The organism is Mesorhizobium sp. WSM4308 (assembly GCF_002294905.1).
Lineage (GTDB): Bacteria > Pseudomonadota > Alphaproteobacteria > Rhizobiales > Rhizobiaceae > Mesorhizobium.
This window is the reverse complement of sequence record NZ_NSFW01000001.1, coordinates 103386-120877: the sequence shown is the minus strand read 5'-3', so window position 1 is coordinate 120877 and position 17492 is coordinate 103386. Positions and strand designations below refer to the sequence as shown.

General features: G+C 63.7%; 17 protein-coding genes and 1 pseudogene. 12 read left to right on the top strand and 6 right to left on the bottom strand.

The genetic code is table 11. The annotated features are described in order from the left end of the window. Positions 1-55: 55 nt before the first annotated feature. On the top strand, positions 56-1969 hold the full coding sequence (gene dxs, locus CK227_RS00545; protein WP_095771041.1) for a 1-deoxy-D-xylulose-5-phosphate synthase: 1914 nt from the start codon (positions 56-58) through the stop codon (positions 1967-1969). Between the two features lie 150 nt (positions 1970-2119). Beyond that, positions 2120-2413, top strand: a complete 294-nt coding sequence (locus CK227_RS00540; RefSeq protein WP_095771040.1) for a hypothetical protein — start codon at positions 2120-2122, stop codon at positions 2411-2413. Here CK227_RS00540 and CK227_RS00535 read toward each other — a convergent pair. Continuing rightward, positions 2410-2811 (bottom strand): GFA family protein, encoded by a 402-nt coding sequence (locus tag CK227_RS00535; RefSeq protein WP_095771039.1) that lies wholly within the window; start codon positions 2809-2811, stop codon positions 2410-2412. The genes CK227_RS00540 and CK227_RS00535 overlap by 4 nt on opposite strands. A gap of 168 nt (positions 2812-2979) precedes the next feature. On the opposite strand from CK227_RS00535, the gene CK227_RS00530 reads away from it, so the two are divergent. From CK227_RS00530 to CK227_RS00520, 3 genes are all read left to right on the top strand, one after another. Next, the gene (locus tag CK227_RS00530; RefSeq protein WP_095771038.1) at positions 2980-3744 is read left to right on the top strand and encodes a TlyA family RNA methyltransferase; all 765 of its coding nucleotides are present in this window, start codon (positions 2980-2982) and stop codon (positions 3742-3744) included. Continuing rightward, complete coding sequence (locus CK227_RS00525; protein ID WP_095771037.1) at positions 3741-4979, top strand: class I SAM-dependent RNA methyltransferase; 1239 nt, start codon at positions 3741-3743, stop codon at positions 4977-4979. Before CK227_RS00530 ends, CK227_RS00525 begins: the two co-directional genes overlap by 4 nt. A 142-nt stretch (positions 4980-5121) precedes the next feature. Continuing rightward, positions 5122-7674, top strand: a complete 2553-nt coding sequence (locus tag CK227_RS00520) for a caspase domain-containing protein (protein ID WP_095771036.1) — start codon at positions 5122-5124, stop codon at positions 7672-7674. A gap of 253 nt (positions 7675-7927) precedes the next feature. Here the strand turns inward: CK227_RS00520 and CK227_RS00515 are convergent, their stop codons facing one another. The 5 genes from CK227_RS00515 to CK227_RS00495 all read right to left on the bottom strand — a co-directional run bounded on the left by CK227_RS00515 (position 7928) and on the right by CK227_RS00495 (position 11630). Further along, the gene (locus CK227_RS00515) at positions 7928-8689 is read right to left on the bottom strand and encodes a transglutaminase-like cysteine peptidase (RefSeq protein WP_245318057.1); all 762 of its coding nucleotides are present in this window, start codon (positions 8687-8689) and stop codon (positions 7928-7930) included. Positions 8690-8771: 82 nt separating this feature from the next. Further along, complete coding sequence (locus CK227_RS00510) at positions 8772-9161, bottom strand: type II toxin-antitoxin system VapC family toxin (RefSeq protein WP_095771035.1); 390 nt, start codon at positions 9159-9161, stop codon at positions 8772-8774. Beyond that, the gene (locus CK227_RS00505; protein ID WP_095771034.1) at positions 9148-9423 is read right to left on the bottom strand and encodes an AbrB/MazE/SpoVT family DNA-binding domain-containing protein; all 276 of its coding nucleotides are present in this window, start codon (positions 9421-9423) and stop codon (positions 9148-9150) included. Before CK227_RS00505 ends, CK227_RS00510 begins: the two co-directional genes overlap by 14 nt. Positions 9424-9497: 74 nt before the next feature. After that, on the bottom strand, positions 9498-10910 hold the full coding sequence (gene tldD / locus CK227_RS00500) for a metalloprotease TldD (RefSeq protein ID WP_095771033.1): 1413 nt from the start codon (positions 10908-10910) through the stop codon (positions 9498-9500). Positions 10911-11069: 159 nt separating this feature from the next. Then, positions 11070-11630: an invasion associated locus B family protein gene (locus CK227_RS00495; RefSeq protein WP_095771032.1), complete on the bottom strand. Its 561-nt coding sequence runs from the start codon at positions 11628-11630 to the stop codon at positions 11070-11072. A gap of 376 nt (positions 11631-12006) precedes the next feature. On the opposite strand from CK227_RS00495, the gene coxB reads away from it, so the two are divergent. The 7 genes and pseudogenes from coxB to CK227_RS00460 all read left to right on the top strand — a co-directional run. Further along, positions 12007-12891, top strand: a complete 885-nt coding sequence (gene coxB, locus CK227_RS00490) for a cytochrome c oxidase subunit II (RefSeq protein WP_095771031.1) — start codon at positions 12007-12009, stop codon at positions 12889-12891. Positions 12892-12929: 38 nt separating this feature from the next. Beyond that, positions 12930-14582, top strand: coding sequence for a cytochrome c oxidase subunit I (gene ctaD, locus CK227_RS00485; protein WP_095771030.1), 1653 nt, complete (start codon positions 12930-12932; stop codon positions 14580-14582). Positions 14583-14656: 74 nt separating this feature from the next. Then, the gene (locus CK227_RS00480; protein WP_095771029.1) at positions 14657-15601 is read left to right on the top strand and encodes a heme o synthase; all 945 of its coding nucleotides are present in this window, start codon (positions 14657-14659) and stop codon (positions 15599-15601) included. Further along, positions 15598-15762, top strand: coding sequence for a hypothetical protein (locus CK227_RS00475; RefSeq protein ID WP_179296350.1), 165 nt, complete (start codon positions 15598-15600; stop codon positions 15760-15762). The genes CK227_RS00480 and CK227_RS00475 overlap by 4 nt, the downstream gene beginning before the upstream one ends. Then, positions 15762-16394 carry a cytochrome c oxidase assembly protein gene (locus CK227_RS00470; protein WP_095771028.1) on the top strand — a complete coding sequence of 211 codons (633 nt, stop codon included), beginning with the start codon at positions 15762-15764 and terminating at the stop codon, positions 16392-16394. The genes CK227_RS00475 and CK227_RS00470 overlap by 1 nt, the downstream gene beginning before the upstream one ends. A 1-nt stretch (position 16395) precedes the next feature. Continuing rightward, positions 16396-17277 (top strand): cytochrome c oxidase subunit 3, encoded by an 882-nt coding sequence (locus CK227_RS00465; protein WP_095771027.1) that lies wholly within the window; start codon positions 16396-16398, stop codon positions 17275-17277. 77 nt (positions 17278-17354) lie between these two features. After that, positions 17355-17492 (top strand): annotated as a pseudogene (locus tag CK227_RS00460) (L,D-transpeptidase family protein); the annotation flags it as partial.

Genomic DNA, 17492 nt, shown 5'->3' with positions numbered 1-17492 from the left:
TTACTTTCGCCGGCCGGCGGCTTATCCCGCCGTTGAACAGAAAGCCTGAGCTCCCGTGAACGCAACGCCGCATACGCCGCTTCTCGACAAGGTCCGCATCCCGGCGGATCTGCGCGCGCTTGACGAGAGCGAGCTGCCGCAACTGGCATCCGAGCTTCGCCTCGAACTGGTCGACGCCGTGTCGCGCACCGGCGGCCATCTCGGCGCCGGCCTCGGCGTGGTCGAACTGACGGTGGCGCTGCATTATGTCTTCAACACCCCGGACGATCGCCTGATCTGGGATGTCGGCCACCAGGCCTATCCGCACAAGATCCTGACCGGCCGCCGCGACCGCATCCGCACGCTGCGCCAGGAAGGCGGCCTGTCCGGCTTCACCCGCCGCGCAGAGAGCGAATACGATCCCTTCGGCGCCGCGCATTCCTCGACATCGATATCGGCCGGCCTCGGCATGGCAGCCGCCCGCGACCTCTCCGGCGGCCGCAACAACGTCATCGCCGTCATCGGCGACGGCGCCATGTCGGCCGGCATGGCCTATGAGGCGATGAACAATGCCGGCGCGCTCGATGCCCGGCTCATCGTCATCCTCAACGACAATGACATGTCGATCGCGCCGCCCACCGGCGCCATGAGCGCCTATCTGGCGCGTCTCGCCTCGGGCAAGGCTTATGCCGGCCTTCGCGACTTCGGCAAGAAGCTGACATCCTATCTCGGCAAGCGCGCCGATCGTGCGATCACGAGGGCTGTCGAGCATGCGCGCGGATACGTCACCGGCGGCACGCTGTTCGAGGAGCTCGGCTTCTACCATATCGGCCCGATCGACGGCCACAATCTCGAACATCTGATCCCGGTGCTCAAAAACGTCCGCGACAATGGCGAAGGCCCGGTGCTGATCCATATCGTCACCCAGAAGGGCAAGGGCTACGCGCCGGCGGAGGCCGCCGCCGACAAGTACCACGGCGTCAACAAGTTCGACGTCATCACCGGCGCGCAGGCCAAGGCGCCGGCCAACGCACCGGCCTACACCAAGGTGTTCGCCGAAAGCCTGATTGGGGAAGCCCGCGAGGACGACCGCATCGTCGCCGTCACCGCCGCCATGCCGAGCGGCACGGGGCTTGATCTGTTCGGCGAAGTGTTCCCGTCACGGACCTTCGATGTCGGCATTGCCGAACAGCATGCGGTGACCTTTGCCGCCGGTCTCGCGACCGAAGGCTACAAGCCGTTCGCGGCGATCTATTCGACCTTCCTGCAGCGCGCCTACGACCAGGTCGTCCATGACGTCGCCATCCAGAAGCTGCCGGTGCGTTTCCCGATCGACCGCGCCGGCTTCGTTGGCGCCGATGGCGCCACCCATTGCGGCGCGTTCGACACCACCTTCCTGGCAAGCCTGCCGGGCTTTGTCGTGATGGCGGCCGCCGACGAGGCGGAGCTGCGCCACATGGTGCGCACCGCCGCGAGTTACGATGATGGCCCGATCGCCTTCCGCTATCCGCGCGGCAACGGCGTCGGCGTCGACATGCCGGAGCGCGGCTCGGTGCTCGAACTCGGCAAGGGCCGCATCGTCAGGGAAGGCACAAAGGTGGCGCTGCTGTCGTTCGGGACGCGCCTCCAGGATTGCCTGATCGCTGCCGAGGAACTCGGTGCGGCCGGGCTTTCAACCACAGTTGCCGATGCCCGCTTCGCCAAGCCGCTCGACGAGGATCTGATCCGCCGGCTCGCCCGCTCGCACGAGGTTCTGGTCACGGTGGAGGAGGGCGCCATCGGCGGCTTTGCCAGCCATGTGCTGCAGTTCCTTGCCCATGAAGGACTGCTGGAAGGCGGCCTGAAGGTGCGCCCGCTGGTGCTGCCCGACATTTTCACCGACCACGCCAAGCCGGAGAAGATGTATGCCGATGCCGGTCTCGATGCGGCCGGCATCGTGCGCACAGTATTTGTCGCCCTCGGCCATACAGCCCGCGCCCAGCGCGCCTGAATCAAAGTCTCAGCGGCTTCAATCAGTTTGCCGGCTTGACGTCTTAACGCATTGTTAACGCTGCCGTTTGGCATTCTGCTTACCGTGTCCCTTGGCCGTTTTTCAACGGCGCCCTGCTAGATCGGTGATCAGGCAGGGAGACAAACAACAATGAGAACGCTTCTGTGCGGCGTGGCGCTTTCAGCGGTCATCGTCGCGCCGGCCGTCGCCGAAACGCGCTATGATCGCAGCCTTGAAAAGGCGGCGATGGGCATCATCGCCGGCAAGATGGGCGATATCCGCGGCGGCTTTTCCTACAAGCAGGTGCCGCAACTGGTCGTCCTGCCGGATCCTGTTCCGCCGCCCGCCACCGCCACCGAGCATCCTGCCGTGCAAGCCTCAGGGGATCGCGACGAGGGTTTGTCCCCGGCCATCGAGCGCCAGGTTCCGCGCACCATCTTCTAGAACCACATATCGCGCACGCAACGGCCGTCGCGGGGCAGGTCGTCATATGTGTCGAGGCCATCGAAATGGTCGATCGGCAGATCGGCGACCGCCTCGGGTGGCGCCAGCCTTACATTGACGGCGATGCGCGTTTGGCCAGACGCCTCTGCGCGCAAACCACGCCAGGCGAGCACGCAGGCGCAGGTCGGGCAGAACAGGATTTCGAGCGACGGGCTGTCCTTTCCGGCGCGCGTGTAGCTGCCCATCGGTCCCGCAACGCGGATGCGTTCGTCGACATAGTCATAAGCCCAGAGCACGCCATAGCGACGGCAAAGCGTGCAGCTGCAGGCGGTGATCGGCCCGGGATCGCCCTCCAGGGTCCAGTGGGCTGCACCACAGTGGCAGGTTCCTGTTAGCATCCGTGCCCTCGCATTCGGATAAACGGCGCCCCTCCTCAACATTGTGCCGGGTTGATGCGATACCCGCAAGCGGTGCGGCGGCTTGGTGCGTTCGCTCGCTTTTCGACGATGTTCCTGATCCCGCCCCAATGTCCTTGCCTTCGCTGCCGGCTTTCGCCATGAAGGCCGATGAACTCGCCTCCCCCAGCCAGCACCCGCCAGCGGCTCGACGACTTGCTCGTCCAGCGCGGGCTGTTTGCCAGCCGCTCGCGTGCCCGCGACGCGGTCGAGCGTGGCACGGTGATGGTTGACGGCGTCCTTGCCCGCAAACCCGGCCAGAACGTTTCGCCGCAATGCCTTGTTGCCATCGATGATCCGGCGCAAGGCTATGTCTCGCGCGCGGCGCTGAAGCTCCTCGGCGGGCTCGATCACTTCAGCCTCGATCCGGCCGGCCGCGAGGCCCTCGACATCGGCGCCTCGACCGGCGGCTTCACCCAGGTGCTGCTGGAGCGTGGTGCCTCCCACGTCACCGCCATCGACGTCGGGCACGGCCAGATGCATCCCGATGTCGGCAAGGACCCGCGCGTGACGGTCATCGAGGGACTGAATGCCCGTGACCTCACCGCCGCGGATCTTGCCGGCCGCATTCCGGATTTCATCGTCTCCGACGTCAGCTTCATCTCGCTGAGATTGGCGCTGCCGCCGGCGCTCGCCGTCGCGAAGCCTAGTGCTGCCGCGCTCTTTCTGGTCAAGCCGCAATTCGAGGCGGGTCGCGAGGCGATCGGCAAGGGCGGCCTGTTGAAAGACCCCTTCGATGCCGCCCGTGTCGCCGGCCTGTTGCAGGATTGGCTGGACGCCGTTCCGGGCTGGCGTTCGCTCGGCCTGCATCTGTCGCCGATCGAAGGCGGCGACGGCAATCGCGAATTCCTGCTTGGTGGGATCAAGGATCGATGAGCGCGCGCTTCACCATAAAAAAGCTTGGCGCCCAGGGCGACGGCATTGCCGAAACCGAAAGCGGCGACCTGTTCATCCCCTTCACGCTGCCCGGCGAGACCGTCACCGCCGCGCGCGAACGGGATCGTGCCGCGCTGATGGCGGTGCTGGAGGCCTCGCCGCTGCGCATCGAACCCGCCTGCCGCCATTTCACCGAATGCGGCGGCTGTGCCCTCCAGCATTTCGAGGCCGAAGCCTATCGCCAGTGGAAACGCGACAAGGTGGTGCACGCCCTGAAGGGCATCGATTGCAGCATCGACGAATTGGTCGCCTGTGCGCCGCACACGCGCCGCCGTGTCGTGCTCGCCGCCCGGCGCGCCGAGACGGGCATGCTGCTCGGCTTCAACCGTCACCTCTCGCCGGAAATCATTGCCATATCGGAATGCCCGATCTCGCTGCCCGAGATCGTCGCAGCACTCGACCGGTTGAGGGCGCTCGCCGACTTGATATGCGCGACCACCAAATCGTTCCGGATGGCGGTCACCGTGACGGGTTCGGGCCTCGACGTCGCTGTGCATGAGTCCGGCAAGCTTGGCGAGCACCAGCGCCGCATCGCTTCCAACTTTGTCCTGGCGCAAGGCTTTGCCAGGCTGTCCATCGATGACGAGATCATCATCGAACCGAGGAAGCCCGTGGTCATGTTCGGCAGCGTCGCTGTCGCCGTGCCGCCCGGCGCCTTCCTGCAGGCGACCGAGGCCGCCGAGCAGGCCATGGCCGAGATCGTCGGCTCACATCTGAAGCGCGCCAAGAAGGTCGTCGATCTTTTCGCCGGTTGCGGCAGCTTTGCCTTGCGGTTGGCCGCGAAGTCGGAAGTTCATGCGGTGGAGGGCGATGCGGCGGCCCTTTCGGCGCTCGACCGGGGGGCACGATTCGCGACCGGCCTGAAGCGGGTGACGGCCGAGCGCCGCGACCTGTTCCGCCGGCCGCTGACGTTCAAGGAGTTGAACGCCTTCGACGGCCTTGTCTTCGATCCGCCGCGTGCCGGCGCCGAGGACCAGTCGAAGCAGATCGCCCGCTCGGATGTTCCCTACGTTGCCGCGGTGTCCTGCAATCCCGTGACGCTGGCTCGCGACCTGCGCATCCTCATCGACGGCGGCTACACCCTGAAAAGCGTGACGCCGATCGACCAGTTCCTGTGGTCGTCCCATGTCGAGGCTGTCGCCCTGCTGGAAAAGCCCAGGAAAAGGCGCGGCTGACGTCGGCCCGTGATCACGTTTCGTTGAGACCAGCCACTTCAGCCGCTCCCGGCCCAAAGCGGACGGATTGACGCCGCAAAGCCGCCTTCTTGTACCAGCCTAGTCTGGCTGGGGCGGAAGCATAGGCACACTCACCTGACGGATGATCGTAATGCGGACGGTCTCGAAACTTCTCGCTTTCTTCCTTGCCCTCTCCATTTTCGCGTTCGGGTCGACGGCAGCGGCGCTGGCGCAAAGCCAAAAGCGCCTTGCCTTCGTCATCGGCAACGCCGCCTATCCGGCGGGCGCGCTGACGACGCCGGCCAACGATGCCGGCCTGATTGCCCAGACTTTGCAAGCGGCGGGGTTCGACGTGGTCGGCGCGCGCGACGTCGACCAGGAATCGCTGCGCGGCGCCTATCGCGATTTCCTCGCCAAGGTGACGGCAGCCGGTCCCGACGCGGTGGTGTTTGTCTATCTGGCCGGCCAGGGCCTGCAGTTCGAGGGCGAGAACTACTTCGCGCCCGTCGATGCTCAGATCGCCAATGCCGCTGATGTGCCGATGGCCGCGGTGCGGATCTCCGACCTCACCAAGCCGCTTGCAGCGCTGCCGAACAAAGTCAACATCGTCGTGCTCGACGCGGCGCGGCCAAACTCCTTCGCCAAGTCGAACCAGCCGCTGGCCGGCGGCCTTGCACTGGTCGATCCCGACCCGAACATGCTGATCGCCTTCAACGCCGCCCCGGGCACGATCGCGCCGGAAGGCGAAGGGCCTTACGGCGCCTATGCGCAGGCGCTTGCCGAGATGATCAGGGATGGCGGCCTGCAGCTCGGTGATGTCTTCGACCGCGCGCGGCTGCGCGTGAACGAGGTGACGCAGGGTGCGGAATTGCCCTGGAACGCCTCCAAGATCACGGAGCCTTTCGTCTTCTTCGACCGCGGGCCGGATGCCCCGCCGCAGCAGATGTCGTTAGCCGAGGTGGGCGCCATGCGGACCAAGGAAATCCGCGACTTCGATGCGCATGATGCCTATATCGCGGCTCTCGATCGCGACACGATGCGCGGCTACGAGGATTTTCTGGTCGCCTATCCCCACGATCCGATGGCCAGGCGGGTGCGCGCGATCCTGGCGGCGCGGCGCGAGGCGATCACCTGGCGCCAGACCTGGCTGAGGGACACGCCCGAAGCCTATTGGTCCTATCTCGATCGCTATCCGCACGGTCCGCACGCCTGGGACGCAAGGCGCAGGCTTGAGCATTTCGATGCCGCGCTCGAACCGCCGCAGGGTTTTGCCGTCTACGCCTACGACGTGCCGCCGCCACCGCCCGATGAGATCGTCTATGTCGACCGGCCCGTGCTCTACTTCGACGACCCGGAATTCGATTTCGCGCCACCGCCACGCGTGGCGGTCATCTTCCTGCCGCCGCGGCCGCGCGACTTCATTGAACTGGCACCACCGCCGCCGCCGGTCGGAATCTTCCTTCTGCCGACGCCTGTTTTCGTGCCGGTGCCCGCCTGGGTGAACCCGCCGCGTGACATCTCCCCGCCGCCGAACGACGTCATCTTCAACAACATCCACAACACCACCATCATCAACAACACGACGATCAACGAGAACAACAACCAGGGTGGTGGCCTCACCACCGGCCAGAAACTGACTGCTGGCGCTGTGGGCCTGGGTGCGGCGGCGCTGGCAACGAAGGTGGCGTTGCCGGCTTTCCTGCAGAAAAAGGAAACCGTGCTGTCCAAGCAGAACCCGGGCGGCCTCCCGCTGAAGCCGCGGCAGGGTGGCCAGCAGCCGGGCGGTGTCACGCCGCTGTCGAAGACATTGCCCGCCAACAAGCTGACGGGTCATGCCTTGCCCGGCGCCGACGGCAAGACGCTGCCGCTCGTCAATGGCAAGCCGGTGCTGAATGGACAGAACCTGCCCAACAAGCCGAATCTGCCTAAGCAGAACCCGGGCGGCATCCCGCTGAAGCCGGGGCAGGGCGGCCAGCAGCCGGGCGGTGTCACGCCGCTGTCGAAGACATTGCCTGCCAAGAAGCTGACGGGTCATGCCTTGCCCAGCGCCGACGGCAAGATGCTGCCACTCGTCAATGGCAAGCCGGTGCTCAATGGACAGAACCTGCCCAAGAACAAGTCCGGCAAGCTCCTGAACAAGCAGGCCACGGCCGGTGGAAGCGCCGTGACCGGCAACCCGGTGGCGAATGGGCAAAACGGCGCCAACGGCCAGGGCAACGGGCAAGGCCAGAACGGTACCGGCAAGAATGCCAAGTTGCGCAAGATTCCGGGCGCCAACGGCACGTCTGCGGCGAATGGGATGAACAGCCCATCGGCGTTCAATGGCCAGAATTCAGGCCAGAACCCACCCAACGGCAAGTTCAAGAAGCTTCACAATCAAGGCGGCGGCCAGCTGAACGGCCAGGCCAATGGGCAAGGCAATGGTGGGGCCCAGGTCAATGGCAATGGGCCGAAATTCCACAGTTTGCCTGCCAACGGAAACAGTGGTGGCAGTGTCCAGCAGAAATTCAAGGTCAACAACGGCAACACGCAGCTGAAGGTGCAGGCTCAGCCTAAGGCGCAGAGACCGGAGTTCCACGCCCAGCCTAAGCAGCAAATGCAGCAGCAGCGGCCGGCACAGCCAAGGCCGCCCCAGCCGCCGGCCGGCAAGCAGCCGTCTTGCGGGCACCCCAATGAGCCCGCTTGCAAGAAATAGCACATGTCGGCCGGAGGTGGTTCGGCTTGGGTCGGGACATGCATGAGACAAAGGCTTGAAACGCGTCGCTGGTCGCGGCGTCTGCCATCACGCCGGAGAAGACCGCGATCTCCAAGCAATGTTCCGCACTCGCGCACGCCAAGAAGCTGCACGGCAAGACGCGCGAGCCCGGACGGTCGCGGAATCCACCATCCCGAGCGCTGAAAACGCGTCGACAGTCCGTGGCGCTTGGACCGCTGCGGTGAAAGGTTGCTCAGTCTACGAGCTTGGCAACGTTCGTGAGGGTCTGCGGCGTGCCGCCTCGCCGGTTGATCGACACCCAGATATTCGGGTTCTGCTGCGACTGGCGTTTCACGAAGTAGTAGCCGGTCACGTTCCAGGGCCTGATTTCGTCGATCAGATTGTCGAGGACCAGATCGCCCTTGTCGGTTTTCACCGTCAGGATGGTGTGGCCTTCATTGTCGAGGTCGTGCACCACGGTCATCAGCAGCGCCTGCCGGGGAAATCCCGCCTCCATGAGAAGCTTGCGCTTGTAGAGCGCGTAGATCTTGCAGTCGCCCTTGCCGTCCACCGGATAGTCCCAGTGGTCCATCATCGTGCCCCAGTGATCGAAATTGCTGACCGGTTTGATGGAACTGTTCGCCTTCTGATTTATCCGCTTGAGGATGCGCAGGGTCTGCGCGGTCAGCTTGACGTTCGTGGCCGGCAGTGCGGGCACCTTGCACTCTTTTGGTCGGCGATGGCAGAAATCGACCCACCCGTAGGGGACGCTGGTGGGGCCGCCAACCGCGGCGGAGAGTGAGGCGCCCGAGGATGATTGCGTCTTCCCGAACAATGTCGACTGCTTGGGCACGGTGGATTGCGCTGACGCCGAACCGACATTCAGCGACGTTGCGCCAAACAGCGAAACACAGCCAAGCAGGAAGGAGGAAGTCAGGACGTCGAGGGAACGCAGCACTGGCAACACCACCGCACGAGAGCACCGATCAAAAGTAGTGTGGCGATCGTGCGCGATCAATTAAACATTTAAGAAGGTGTTAACATGTTCGTGTTCGCGGCCCGCAACGCAGCGCGGCGCCACTCCGCCATGCATCGCGCTATGCTTCTTGCACGTCCCCGAGCCCCGCTGCCTGCGCGGCCCTGATCAATTTGCGGTCGAAGGTCGCAAATCCCGTGCAATGCGCGGACTTGCGGAGGTGCAGCGCATCTGCGAAATCCACACCGGTCTCGACCAGATCGAGCGCGGAAGAGACAATTGCCGCGTCTTCGATTTCAACCGTGGGAAGGCCGCCGAACGCCCGCAAAGCTCCGACGATAGCGGCCTGATCATAGCCGTAAGCGCTTCGCAGCACCCATTCGGCTTCCAGCATGACCGTCACGGCGACAAATACGGGTCGGTCATCGATCACGCGGCGGGCGCGCGGGGATTGCTCGGGATGGTCGTTCGTCAGGTACCGAACGACGACATTGGTATCAATCGCGAGCATGCCGCCGCCGTGCTTCGGCGAGAACGCCCGCATCCATGTCTTCAAGCGTCCTCGGCCTGCCGTTATGAGGCAGCAAACCAAAGACGTCTTGAGGCCGGGTAGCGGCGAAGGCAGGTGCCGACTTCAAGAGAACGCCTTCAGGCGTGTCTTCGACCACCAGCCGAGTGCCGGCGCCCCACTCCTTGCGTTTGCGGATGGCGCTCGGCAGGATCACTTGCCCCTTGGTTGAGACGGTGGTGGTGAGCTTTTCGGAGCCGGCCATTGTCGCTTGCCTCAATGTAAGACAAACGTAAGATAGTCGGAGGTGACGCTGATTTCAAGGCTATAAGGTCCCCATCAAACCCTGGTGCCGCCCACCGTCATCTGGTTCATCCTCAGATGCGGCTGGCCGACGCCAACCGGCACGCCCTGTCCGGCCTTGCCGCACATGCCGATGCCATTGTCGAGCTTCATGTCGTTGCCGACCATCGAGACGCGGTGCATGGCGTCCGGCCCATTGCCGATCAGCATCGCGCCCTTGATCGGCTGCGTCACCTTGCCGTTCTCGATCATGTAGGCCTCGGTGCAGCCGAACACGAATTTGCCCGACGTGATGTCGACCTGGCCGCCGCCGAAGGAAACGGCGTAGATGCCGTTCTTGACCGAGGCGATGATCTCGTCCGGCTCCATGTCGCCCGACGTCATGTAGGTGTTGGTCATGCGCGGCATCGGCTGGTGCGCATAGCCTTCGCGCCGGCCGTTGCCGGTGGCCTTCATGCCCATCAGCCGGGCGTTCTGCCGGTCCTGCATGTAGCCGACCAGTTTGCCGTCCTCGATCAGCACATTGCGGGCCGTAGGCGTGCCCTCATCGTCGACGGTGAGCGAGCCGCGCCGCTCCGGGATGGTGCCCTCGTCGACGACGGTGACGCCCTTGGCAGCGACCTGCTGGCCCAGCAGCCCGGCGAAGGCCGACGTCTTCTTGCGGTTGAAATCGCCTTCCAGCCCGTGCCCGACGGCCTCGTGCAGCATGACGCCCGGCCAGCCACTGGACAGCACGATGTCGAAGGTGCCGGCCGGGGCGGGGATGGCCTCGAGATTGACCAGCGCCTGCCTCAGCGCTTCCTTGGCGGCATGCCTCCAACTGTCCTCGATCAGGAAGTCGTCGAATGCCTTGCGTCCGCCCATGCCGTAGGAGCCGCTTTCCTGGCGGTCGCCGTCGCCGACCACGACCGAGACGTTGATACGGACCAGCGGCCTGATATCGCGCACCACCTGGCCGTCGGCGCGCACGATCTCGACATGCTGCCAGGATGCGGCGAGCGAGGCCGTCACCTGGCGCACGCGTGGGTCCTCGGCGCGCAGCCAGGCGTCGATTTCCTGCAGCAGCTTTGCCTTGGCCTCGAAGGAGGGCAAGGGGATCGGGTTCTCGTCGCCGTAGAGATGGCGGTTGGTGCGGGCGGGCGCGGCGGCAAGCGTACCGGAGTAACCACCCTTGACCGTCGAGACGGCAGCGGCCGCGCGCAGCAGCGAGGCTTCGGAGAGGTCGCTCGAATGTGCGTAGCCGCTTGCTTCACCCGCGACCGCACGCAGGCCAAAACCCTGGTCGGTGTTGAAATTGGCGGTCTTCAGCCGGCCATTGTCGAACATCAGCGCCTCGCTCTCGCTGTATTCAAGAAACAGTTCGCCGTCATCGGCGCCCTTGATGGTGTCGGCGACGATCTGCTTGATGCGATCGTCGGAAATATCGAATTGGCCGATCAGGCTGTTCATGGCGCGTCCGTCCGTGGGAAGATTGCTTTCCCCCGATGTAGGCGCGAAGCCGCGCCCGCACAATCGGCAATGAGGATCAGGGTCGACGAATGGCAACGGCCGGCCCATGCGGCATTCACGAAAGCTGAGTCAGAACCCGGTTCCGCGCAAAGCAAGGGATCAGGGGAGGGCGGCGAAGCCGTCGGCAAAACCCTTGAGGTCGACAGGGATGCCGATGCCTTCTTCAGGCGTCTGGAAGACGATGAACGTCGCCGACGTACCGGTCTTCAACGTGTCGAGCAGCGGCTTTTCGAGGATGACCTCGGCATAGCAGCCGTCCTGGAAGCAGCGCACGAAATAGGCGCGGCCGATGTCCTTGCCGTCGACATTGAGGCCGAGCCCGTTCGGCAAAAGCACGCCGAGCGGCGCCAGCACGCGCAGGATCTCGGCCTTGTTGTCGGCGGTGCGCAGCACGACCACCGACAGCCCCATCTCCGGACGGTCCTCGGCGACGACATTCTGCATCATCACGCATTGTTCGGAGGTGGCGCCGGCAGGCGTGTCGCAGATGATCGACCATGCGCCATGCGTCGAGCGCACCGTGCCGCTCGGCTGGGCGGCATTGGTCTGACCGGCGACGAACAGGCTGGCCGCGGACAGGGCGGCAAGAAACATGGCCTTGACCAAGATGCTCGAAAGCCCCGGTCTCGTATGCCCCAGTCTCGAAAGCCAAGAGTTCATGACGGCTCCATTGCGAATCACGGCACTTTAAGCCGCGCCAATGCCAAGTAAAGGACGAGACCGCTGCGGAACTGTCCCGAAACAGGCAATCCAGCGCTTTTCCCTGCCAAATTCGCCTGAATTACGACGCATCGCGCACCTTGCCAACATGAGCCGGGCAACCGGCCGAACATACGCGATTCGCCGCCTTCGCCGCTGCCCCGGAAGAGCCGTCTCGGCTTGCGCGCAAAAATGCCGCACAGTTTCCTCCGCTCCTTTCTTGCGGAGGGAAAAAGAGTATGGTTTGAACCAGCTTGAGACTGTCGGGATTCCCGTCCCGGCATTGTTCGTTATTCTCGTTGGCGCCGCCGCGAGGGACTGGGAGACGAAGAGGGCGATGAGAAATTTCCTAGCAGACGCCAAGTTTCTAGCCAGTGCTGGGGCTGCCACCGCGCTTTTCGCCGGTACGTCCGCCCATGCCGATCAGCCCGTGGCGTGGGAGACGACCTTCCAGGCGCCGGCGACCGACATGATGCGGCAGATCGAATGGTTCGGAAATTATACGATGTGGTTCATCGTCCCGATCACCATTCTGGTGCTGCTTCTCCTCGCCTACTGCATCGTCAGGTTCCGCGCGAGCGCAAACCCGGTTCCCTCCAAGACCAGCCACAACACGCTGATCGAGGTGATCTGGACCGTCGGCCCGGTCGTGGTCCTGCTCTGCCTCGCCATTCCCTCGTTCCAGCTCCTGACCGCGCAGTACACTCCGCCGGAAGAAGCCAAGCTCACCGTCAAGGCGACCGGCAACCAGTGGAACTGGGATTACGAATACCAGACCGACAACACGCTCTCCTTCAATTCGGCCATCCTCCAGGATGGCGATCGCGTCAAGGCCGGCAAGGAGGATCGCAAGGTCTACCCGCGCCTGCTCGCCGTCGACAATGAGCTGGTGGTGCCGGTCAACACGATGACGCGCGTTCTCGTCACCGCGACTGACGTGATCCACTCCTTCGCCATGCCGTCCTTCGGCATCAAGATCGACGCCATTCCGGGGCGCACCAACGAGACCTGGTTCAAGGCGGAGAAGGAAGGTCTTTATTACGGCCAGTGCTCGCAGCTTTGCGGCAAGGACCACGCCTTCATGCCGATCGCCATCCGCGTCGTCTCCGACGCGCAGTTCAAGACCTGGCTGGCTGCGGCCAAGACCGATCTGCCCGGCGCCAACAAGACGCTGATGGCCGAGGTCGATGGCCAGAACAAGGTAGCGGCCGCCGGCAATTGATGCCGCGGGTTAGCAAGATTTAGGGAACGGAGCGGAACATGGCAGACGCTGCAGCTCACGACAGCCACGACCACAAGCCTTATCATGGCTGGGTGCGCTGGGTCTATTCGACCAACCACAAGGACATCGGCACGCTCTACCTGATCTTCGCGATCATGGCCGGCATCATCGGCGGCGCGCTATCGGTCGCCATCCGCATGGAGCTGCAGGAGCCTGGCATCCAGATCTTCAGCGGTCTGGCCCAGATGGTCTACGGCATGAACGGCGACGCCGCGATCGACGGCGGCAAGAGCATGTACAATGCCTTTGCCACCGCGCATGCGCTGATCATGATCTTCTTCATGGTCATGCCGGCGCTGATCGGCGGCTTCGCCAACTGGATGGTGCCGATCATGATCGGCGCGCCCGACATGGCGTTCCCGCGCATGAACAACATCTCCTTCTGGCTGCTGCCGCCGGCCTTCATCCTGCTGCTCACCTCGATGTTCGTGCCGAGCGCGCCGGGCGCCTTCGGCGTCGGCGGCGGCTGGACGCTCTATCCGCCGTTGTCGACCTCGGGTCAGCCCGGACCGGCCATGGATCTGGCGATCCTGTCGATCCACATCGCCGGTGCCTCGTCGATCCTCGGCGCCATCAACTTCATCACAACCATCTTCAACATGCGCGCTCCGGGCATGACGCTGCACAAGATGCCGCTGTTCGCCTGGTCGGTACTGGTCACCGCCTTCCTGCTGCTGTTGTCCCTGCCGGTCCTGGCCGGCGGCATCACCATGCTGCTCACCGACCGCAATTTCGGCACCACCTTCTTTGCGCCCGATGGCGGCGGCGATCCGCTGCTGTTCCAGCACCTGTTCTGGTTCTTCGGTCACCCGGAAGTGTACATCCTGATCCTGCCGGGCTTCGGCATCATCAGCCACATCGTCTCGACTTTCTCGAAGAAGCCGGTGTTCGGTTATCTCGGCATGGCCTACGCCATGGTCGCGATCGGCGCCGTCGGCTTCATCGTCTGGGCGCACCACATGTATACGACCGGCCTGTCGCTGGACACGCAGCGCTATTTCGTCTTCGCCACCATGGTCATCGCGGTGCCGACGGGCGTTAAGATCTTCTCCTGGATCGCCACGATGTGGGGCGGGTCGATCTCGTTCAAGACGCCGATGCTGTGGGCGCTGGGCTTCATCTTCCTGTTCACCATCGGTGGCGTCACCGGCGTTCAGCTGGCCAATGCCGGCCTCGACCGCTCGCTGCACGACACCTATTTCGTCATCGCCCACTTCCACTACGTGCTGTCGCTGGGCGCGGTGTTCGCCATTTTCGCCGGCTGGTACTACTGGTTCCCCAAGATGACCGGCTACATGTATTCGCCCGTCATCGCCAACACCCACTTCTGGGTCACCTTCGTCGGCGTCAACCTGATCTTCTTCCCGCAGCATTTCCTTGGCCTGGCCGGCATGCCGCGCCGCACCATCGACTATCCGGACGCGTTTGCCGGCTGGAACTATGTCTCGTCGATCGGCTCCTACATCTCGGCCGTCGGTGTGGTGATCTTCCTCTACTGCGTGTTCGAAGCCTTCCAGAAGAAGCGGATCGCCGGTGCCAACCCATGGGGCGAGGGCGCCACCACGCTGGAATGGCAGCTGCCTTCGCCGCCGCCGTTCCACCAGTGGGAGCAGTTGCCGAAGATCAAGTAAGGCGGCTCCCGCCCGAATACGAAACCGCCGGCACGCCGGCGGTTTCGGCCAACGGAATGATGGACTGAGTACGCATGGCCCTAGTCGACGAAACCAGCATTGACGAAGCGGGCTTCCGCATGTCGGAAGCGACGGCGGGCGATTTCTTCGCCCTGCTGAAGCCGCGCGTCATGTCGCTGGTGGTGTTCACCGCCTTTGTCGGACTGGTCGCCGCCCCGGTGACCATCAACCCGCTGCTGGCGGTGATCGCCATCCTGTCCATCGCCATTGGCGCCGGCGCCTCGGGCGCGCTCAACATGTGGTACGACGCCGACATCGACGCGGTGATGACCAGGACCGCAAGCCGTCCGGTGCCGTCCGGCCGCATCCAGCCGCACGAGGCGCTCAGCTTCGGCCTGGTGCTGTCGGTGCTGTCGGTGATGACGCTCGGCGTGCTGGTCAACTGGCTGTCTGCGACGCTGCTGGCCTTCACCATCTTCTTCTATGCCGTCGTCTATACGATGTGGCTGAAGCGCTGGACGCCGCAGAACATCGTCATCGGCGGCGCGGCCGGCGCCATTCCGCCGGTCATCGGCTGGGCGGCGGTGACCGGATCGGTCAGCGTGGAGAGCATCGTCCTGTTCCTGATCATCTTCCTTTGGACGCCGCCGCATTTCTGGGCGCTCGCGCTGTTCAAGTCCGGGGATTATGAGCGTGCCGGCGTCCCGATGATGCCCAATGTCGCCGGCCACGCTTCGACCCGCCGTCAGATCTTCGCCTATGCGCTGGTGCTGGCCCCGGTCGGCGTGGCGCCGTGGCTGCTCGGCTATACGACGCCTTTCTATGGCATAGCCGCCATCCTGCTTGGTATTGGCTTCGTCTGGTACGCCTGGAAAGTGCTCGGCATGACCGATGGCGACCGCATCATGAAGCCGGCCAAGGCGCTGTTTGCCTATTCGCTCCTTTATCTCTTCGCCATCTTCGCTGCCTATCTGGCCGACAGCGTTGTCGAACGCGCGCTTGCCATGGGTGGGGCATGATCATGGTCGAGGAAAAGCTCGAGACGGTCACCTTGACCGAGCGTCAGAGGAAGGCCCAGCGCAGCCGGTCCATCGCCATAGGCGTGGCGCTGGCGGTGCTGGTCGTCATTTTCTACATCGCCACGATCGTCAAGTTCGGCCACAATCTGGGCACGATGTGATGAGCGTCGAGACGTCCAAAAAGCCGGCCGGCAAGAACAGCAACCGCATCGTCGCGGCTGTCTGCCTTGCCTTCTTCACCGGCATGATCGGCATGGCCTATGCCGCCGTGCCGCTCTACAAGATGTTCTGCCAGGCGACCGGCTATGGCGGCACGACGCAACGTGTCGAGAAGCAATATGCCGGCCGTGTGCTCGATCGTGAGATCACCGTGCGCTTCGATGCCAACATTGCCGGCGTGCCGTGGGAATTCCAGCCGGTCCAGCGCTCGATGACGATGAAGATCGGCGAGACCGTGCAGGCGCATTATCAGGCGACCAACAAGTTCGATCGCGCCGTAACCGGCCGCGCCACCTTCAACGTGCAGCCGGAACTGGCGGGCCCGTATTTCAACAAGGTCGAGTGTTTCTGCTTCACCGATACGTCGCTGAAGCCGGGCGAGACGCTGGACATGCCGGTCCTGTTCTACGTGGACCCCGATATCGTGAATGTGCCGGAACTGAAGGACGTGAAGACGATCACGCTGTCCTATACGATGTTCCCGGTCGAGAAGAACAAGCCGGTTGCCTCTTCGGAGCCGGTCCAAGGCACCAGCAAGACAATTTCAGATACCGAAGCAAATCTCGGGGGTTGATATGGCAGACGCGCACGCAAAACCACAGCATGACTATCATCTCGTCAACCCGAGCCCATGGCCTTTCCTGGGCTCGATCGGGGCGCTCGTCATGGCCTTCGGCGGCGTCTGCCTCATGGAGTATTTGAAGGGTGGCTCCTTCCCGATCTTCGGCCACAACATCGCCAATCCGTGGCTGTTCTTCATCGGCCTGGTGATCGTGCTCTACACCATGTTCGCCTGGTGGTCGGACACGATCAAGGAAGCGCATGAGGGTCATCACACGCGCGTCGTGTCGCTGCATCTGCGCTACGGCATGATCATGTTCATCGCCTCGGAGGTGATGTTCTTCGTTGCCTGGTTCTGGGCCTATTTCGATGCCAGCCTTTTTGCAGGCGAGGTGCAGAACTATGCGCGCCACACATTTACCGGTGGTGTCTGGCCGCCGAAGGGCATGGAGGTTCTCGATCCCTTCCACCTGCCGCTCTACAACACCATCATCCTGCTCCTGTCGGGCACCACGGTCACCTGGGCGCACCATTCGCTCATCCATGGCGATCGCAAGGGCCTTGTCAACGGCCTGGTGCTGACCGTCGGCCTCGGCATGCTGTTCACCATGGTGCAGGCCTATGAGTACATACACGCTCCGTTCGGCTTCAAGGATTCCATCTACGGCGCTACCTTCTTCATGGCGACCGGCTTCCACGGCTTCCATGTCATCATCGGCACCATCTTCCTGCTGGTTTGCCTGATCCGCGCGATGAAGGGCGATTTCACCCCCAAGCAGCATTTCGGCTTCGAGGCGGCAGCCTGGTACTGGCACTTCGTCGACGTGGTCTGGCTGTTCCTGTTCTCGGCGATCTATGTCTGGGGATCGGCTGGTGCGGTGATCGAAGGCCACTGATCCGGCCTTTGCGATTGGATTTCAGGGAGGGCGGCCGCGGCGACGTGGCCGCCTTCTTCTTTTCGGCGCAATGATTGCCGAATGGTTTAGGCTGGTGGGGCTGGCTGCTTCAATTGGTCGACTGGACTGATGGCTGCATTGCCGTTACGGACTCCGACATGGACGAAATCTGGGCATTGGTGGCCGATGGGACACCGATAGAGATCGAGCGGTAG

What these genes read in the sequence shown, in the direction of transcription:
- tldD (WP_095771033.1), bottom strand. Translation starts at nt 10,910, where the DNA reads ATGAACAGCCTGATCGGCCAATTCGATATTTCCGACGATCGCATCAAG.
- CK227_RS00530 (WP_095771038.1), top strand. Translation starts at nt 2,980, where the DNA reads ATGAACTCGCCTCCCCCAGCCAGCACCCGCCAGCGGCTCGACGACTTG.
- CK227_RS00495 (WP_095771032.1), bottom strand. Translation starts at nt 11,630, where the DNA reads ATGAACTCTTGGCTTTCGAGACTGGGGCATACGAGACCGGGGCTTTCG.
- CK227_RS00480 (WP_095771029.1), top strand. Translation starts at nt 14,657, where the DNA reads ATGGCCCTAGTCGACGAAACCAGCATTGACGAAGCGGGCTTCCGCATG.
- CK227_RS00475 (WP_179296350.1), top strand. Translation starts at nt 15,598, where the DNA reads ATGATCATGGTCGAGGAAAAGCTCGAGACGGTCACCTTGACCGAGCGT.
- CK227_RS00520 (WP_095771036.1), top strand. Translation starts at nt 5,122, where the DNA reads ATGATCGTAATGCGGACGGTCTCGAAACTTCTCGCTTTCTTCCTTGCC.
- coxB (WP_095771031.1), top strand. Translation starts at nt 12,007, where the DNA reads ATGAGAAATTTCCTAGCAGACGCCAAGTTTCTAGCCAGTGCTGGGGCT.
- CK227_RS00505 (WP_095771034.1), bottom strand. Translation starts at nt 9,423, where the DNA reads ATGGCCGGCTCCGAAAAGCTCACCACCACCGTCTCAACCAAGGGGCAA.
- CK227_RS00510 (WP_095771035.1), bottom strand. Translation starts at nt 9,161, where the DNA reads ATGCTCGCGATTGATACCAATGTCGTCGTTCGGTACCTGACGAACGAC.
- CK227_RS00465 (WP_095771027.1), top strand. Translation starts at nt 16,396, where the DNA reads ATGGCAGACGCGCACGCAAAACCACAGCATGACTATCATCTCGTCAAC.
- CK227_RS00540 (WP_095771040.1), top strand. Translation starts at nt 2,120, where the DNA reads ATGAGAACGCTTCTGTGCGGCGTGGCGCTTTCAGCGGTCATCGTCGCG.
- CK227_RS00525 (WP_095771037.1), top strand. Translation starts at nt 3,741, where the DNA reads ATGAGCGCGCGCTTCACCATAAAAAAGCTTGGCGCCCAGGGCGACGGC.
- ctaD (WP_095771030.1), top strand. Translation starts at nt 12,930, where the DNA reads ATGGCAGACGCTGCAGCTCACGACAGCCACGACCACAAGCCTTATCAT.
- CK227_RS00470 (WP_095771028.1), top strand. Translation starts at nt 15,762, where the DNA reads ATGAGCGTCGAGACGTCCAAAAAGCCGGCCGGCAAGAACAGCAACCGC.
- CK227_RS00535 (WP_095771039.1), bottom strand. Translation starts at nt 2,811, where the DNA reads ATGCTAACAGGAACCTGCCACTGTGGTGCAGCCCACTGGACCCTGGAG.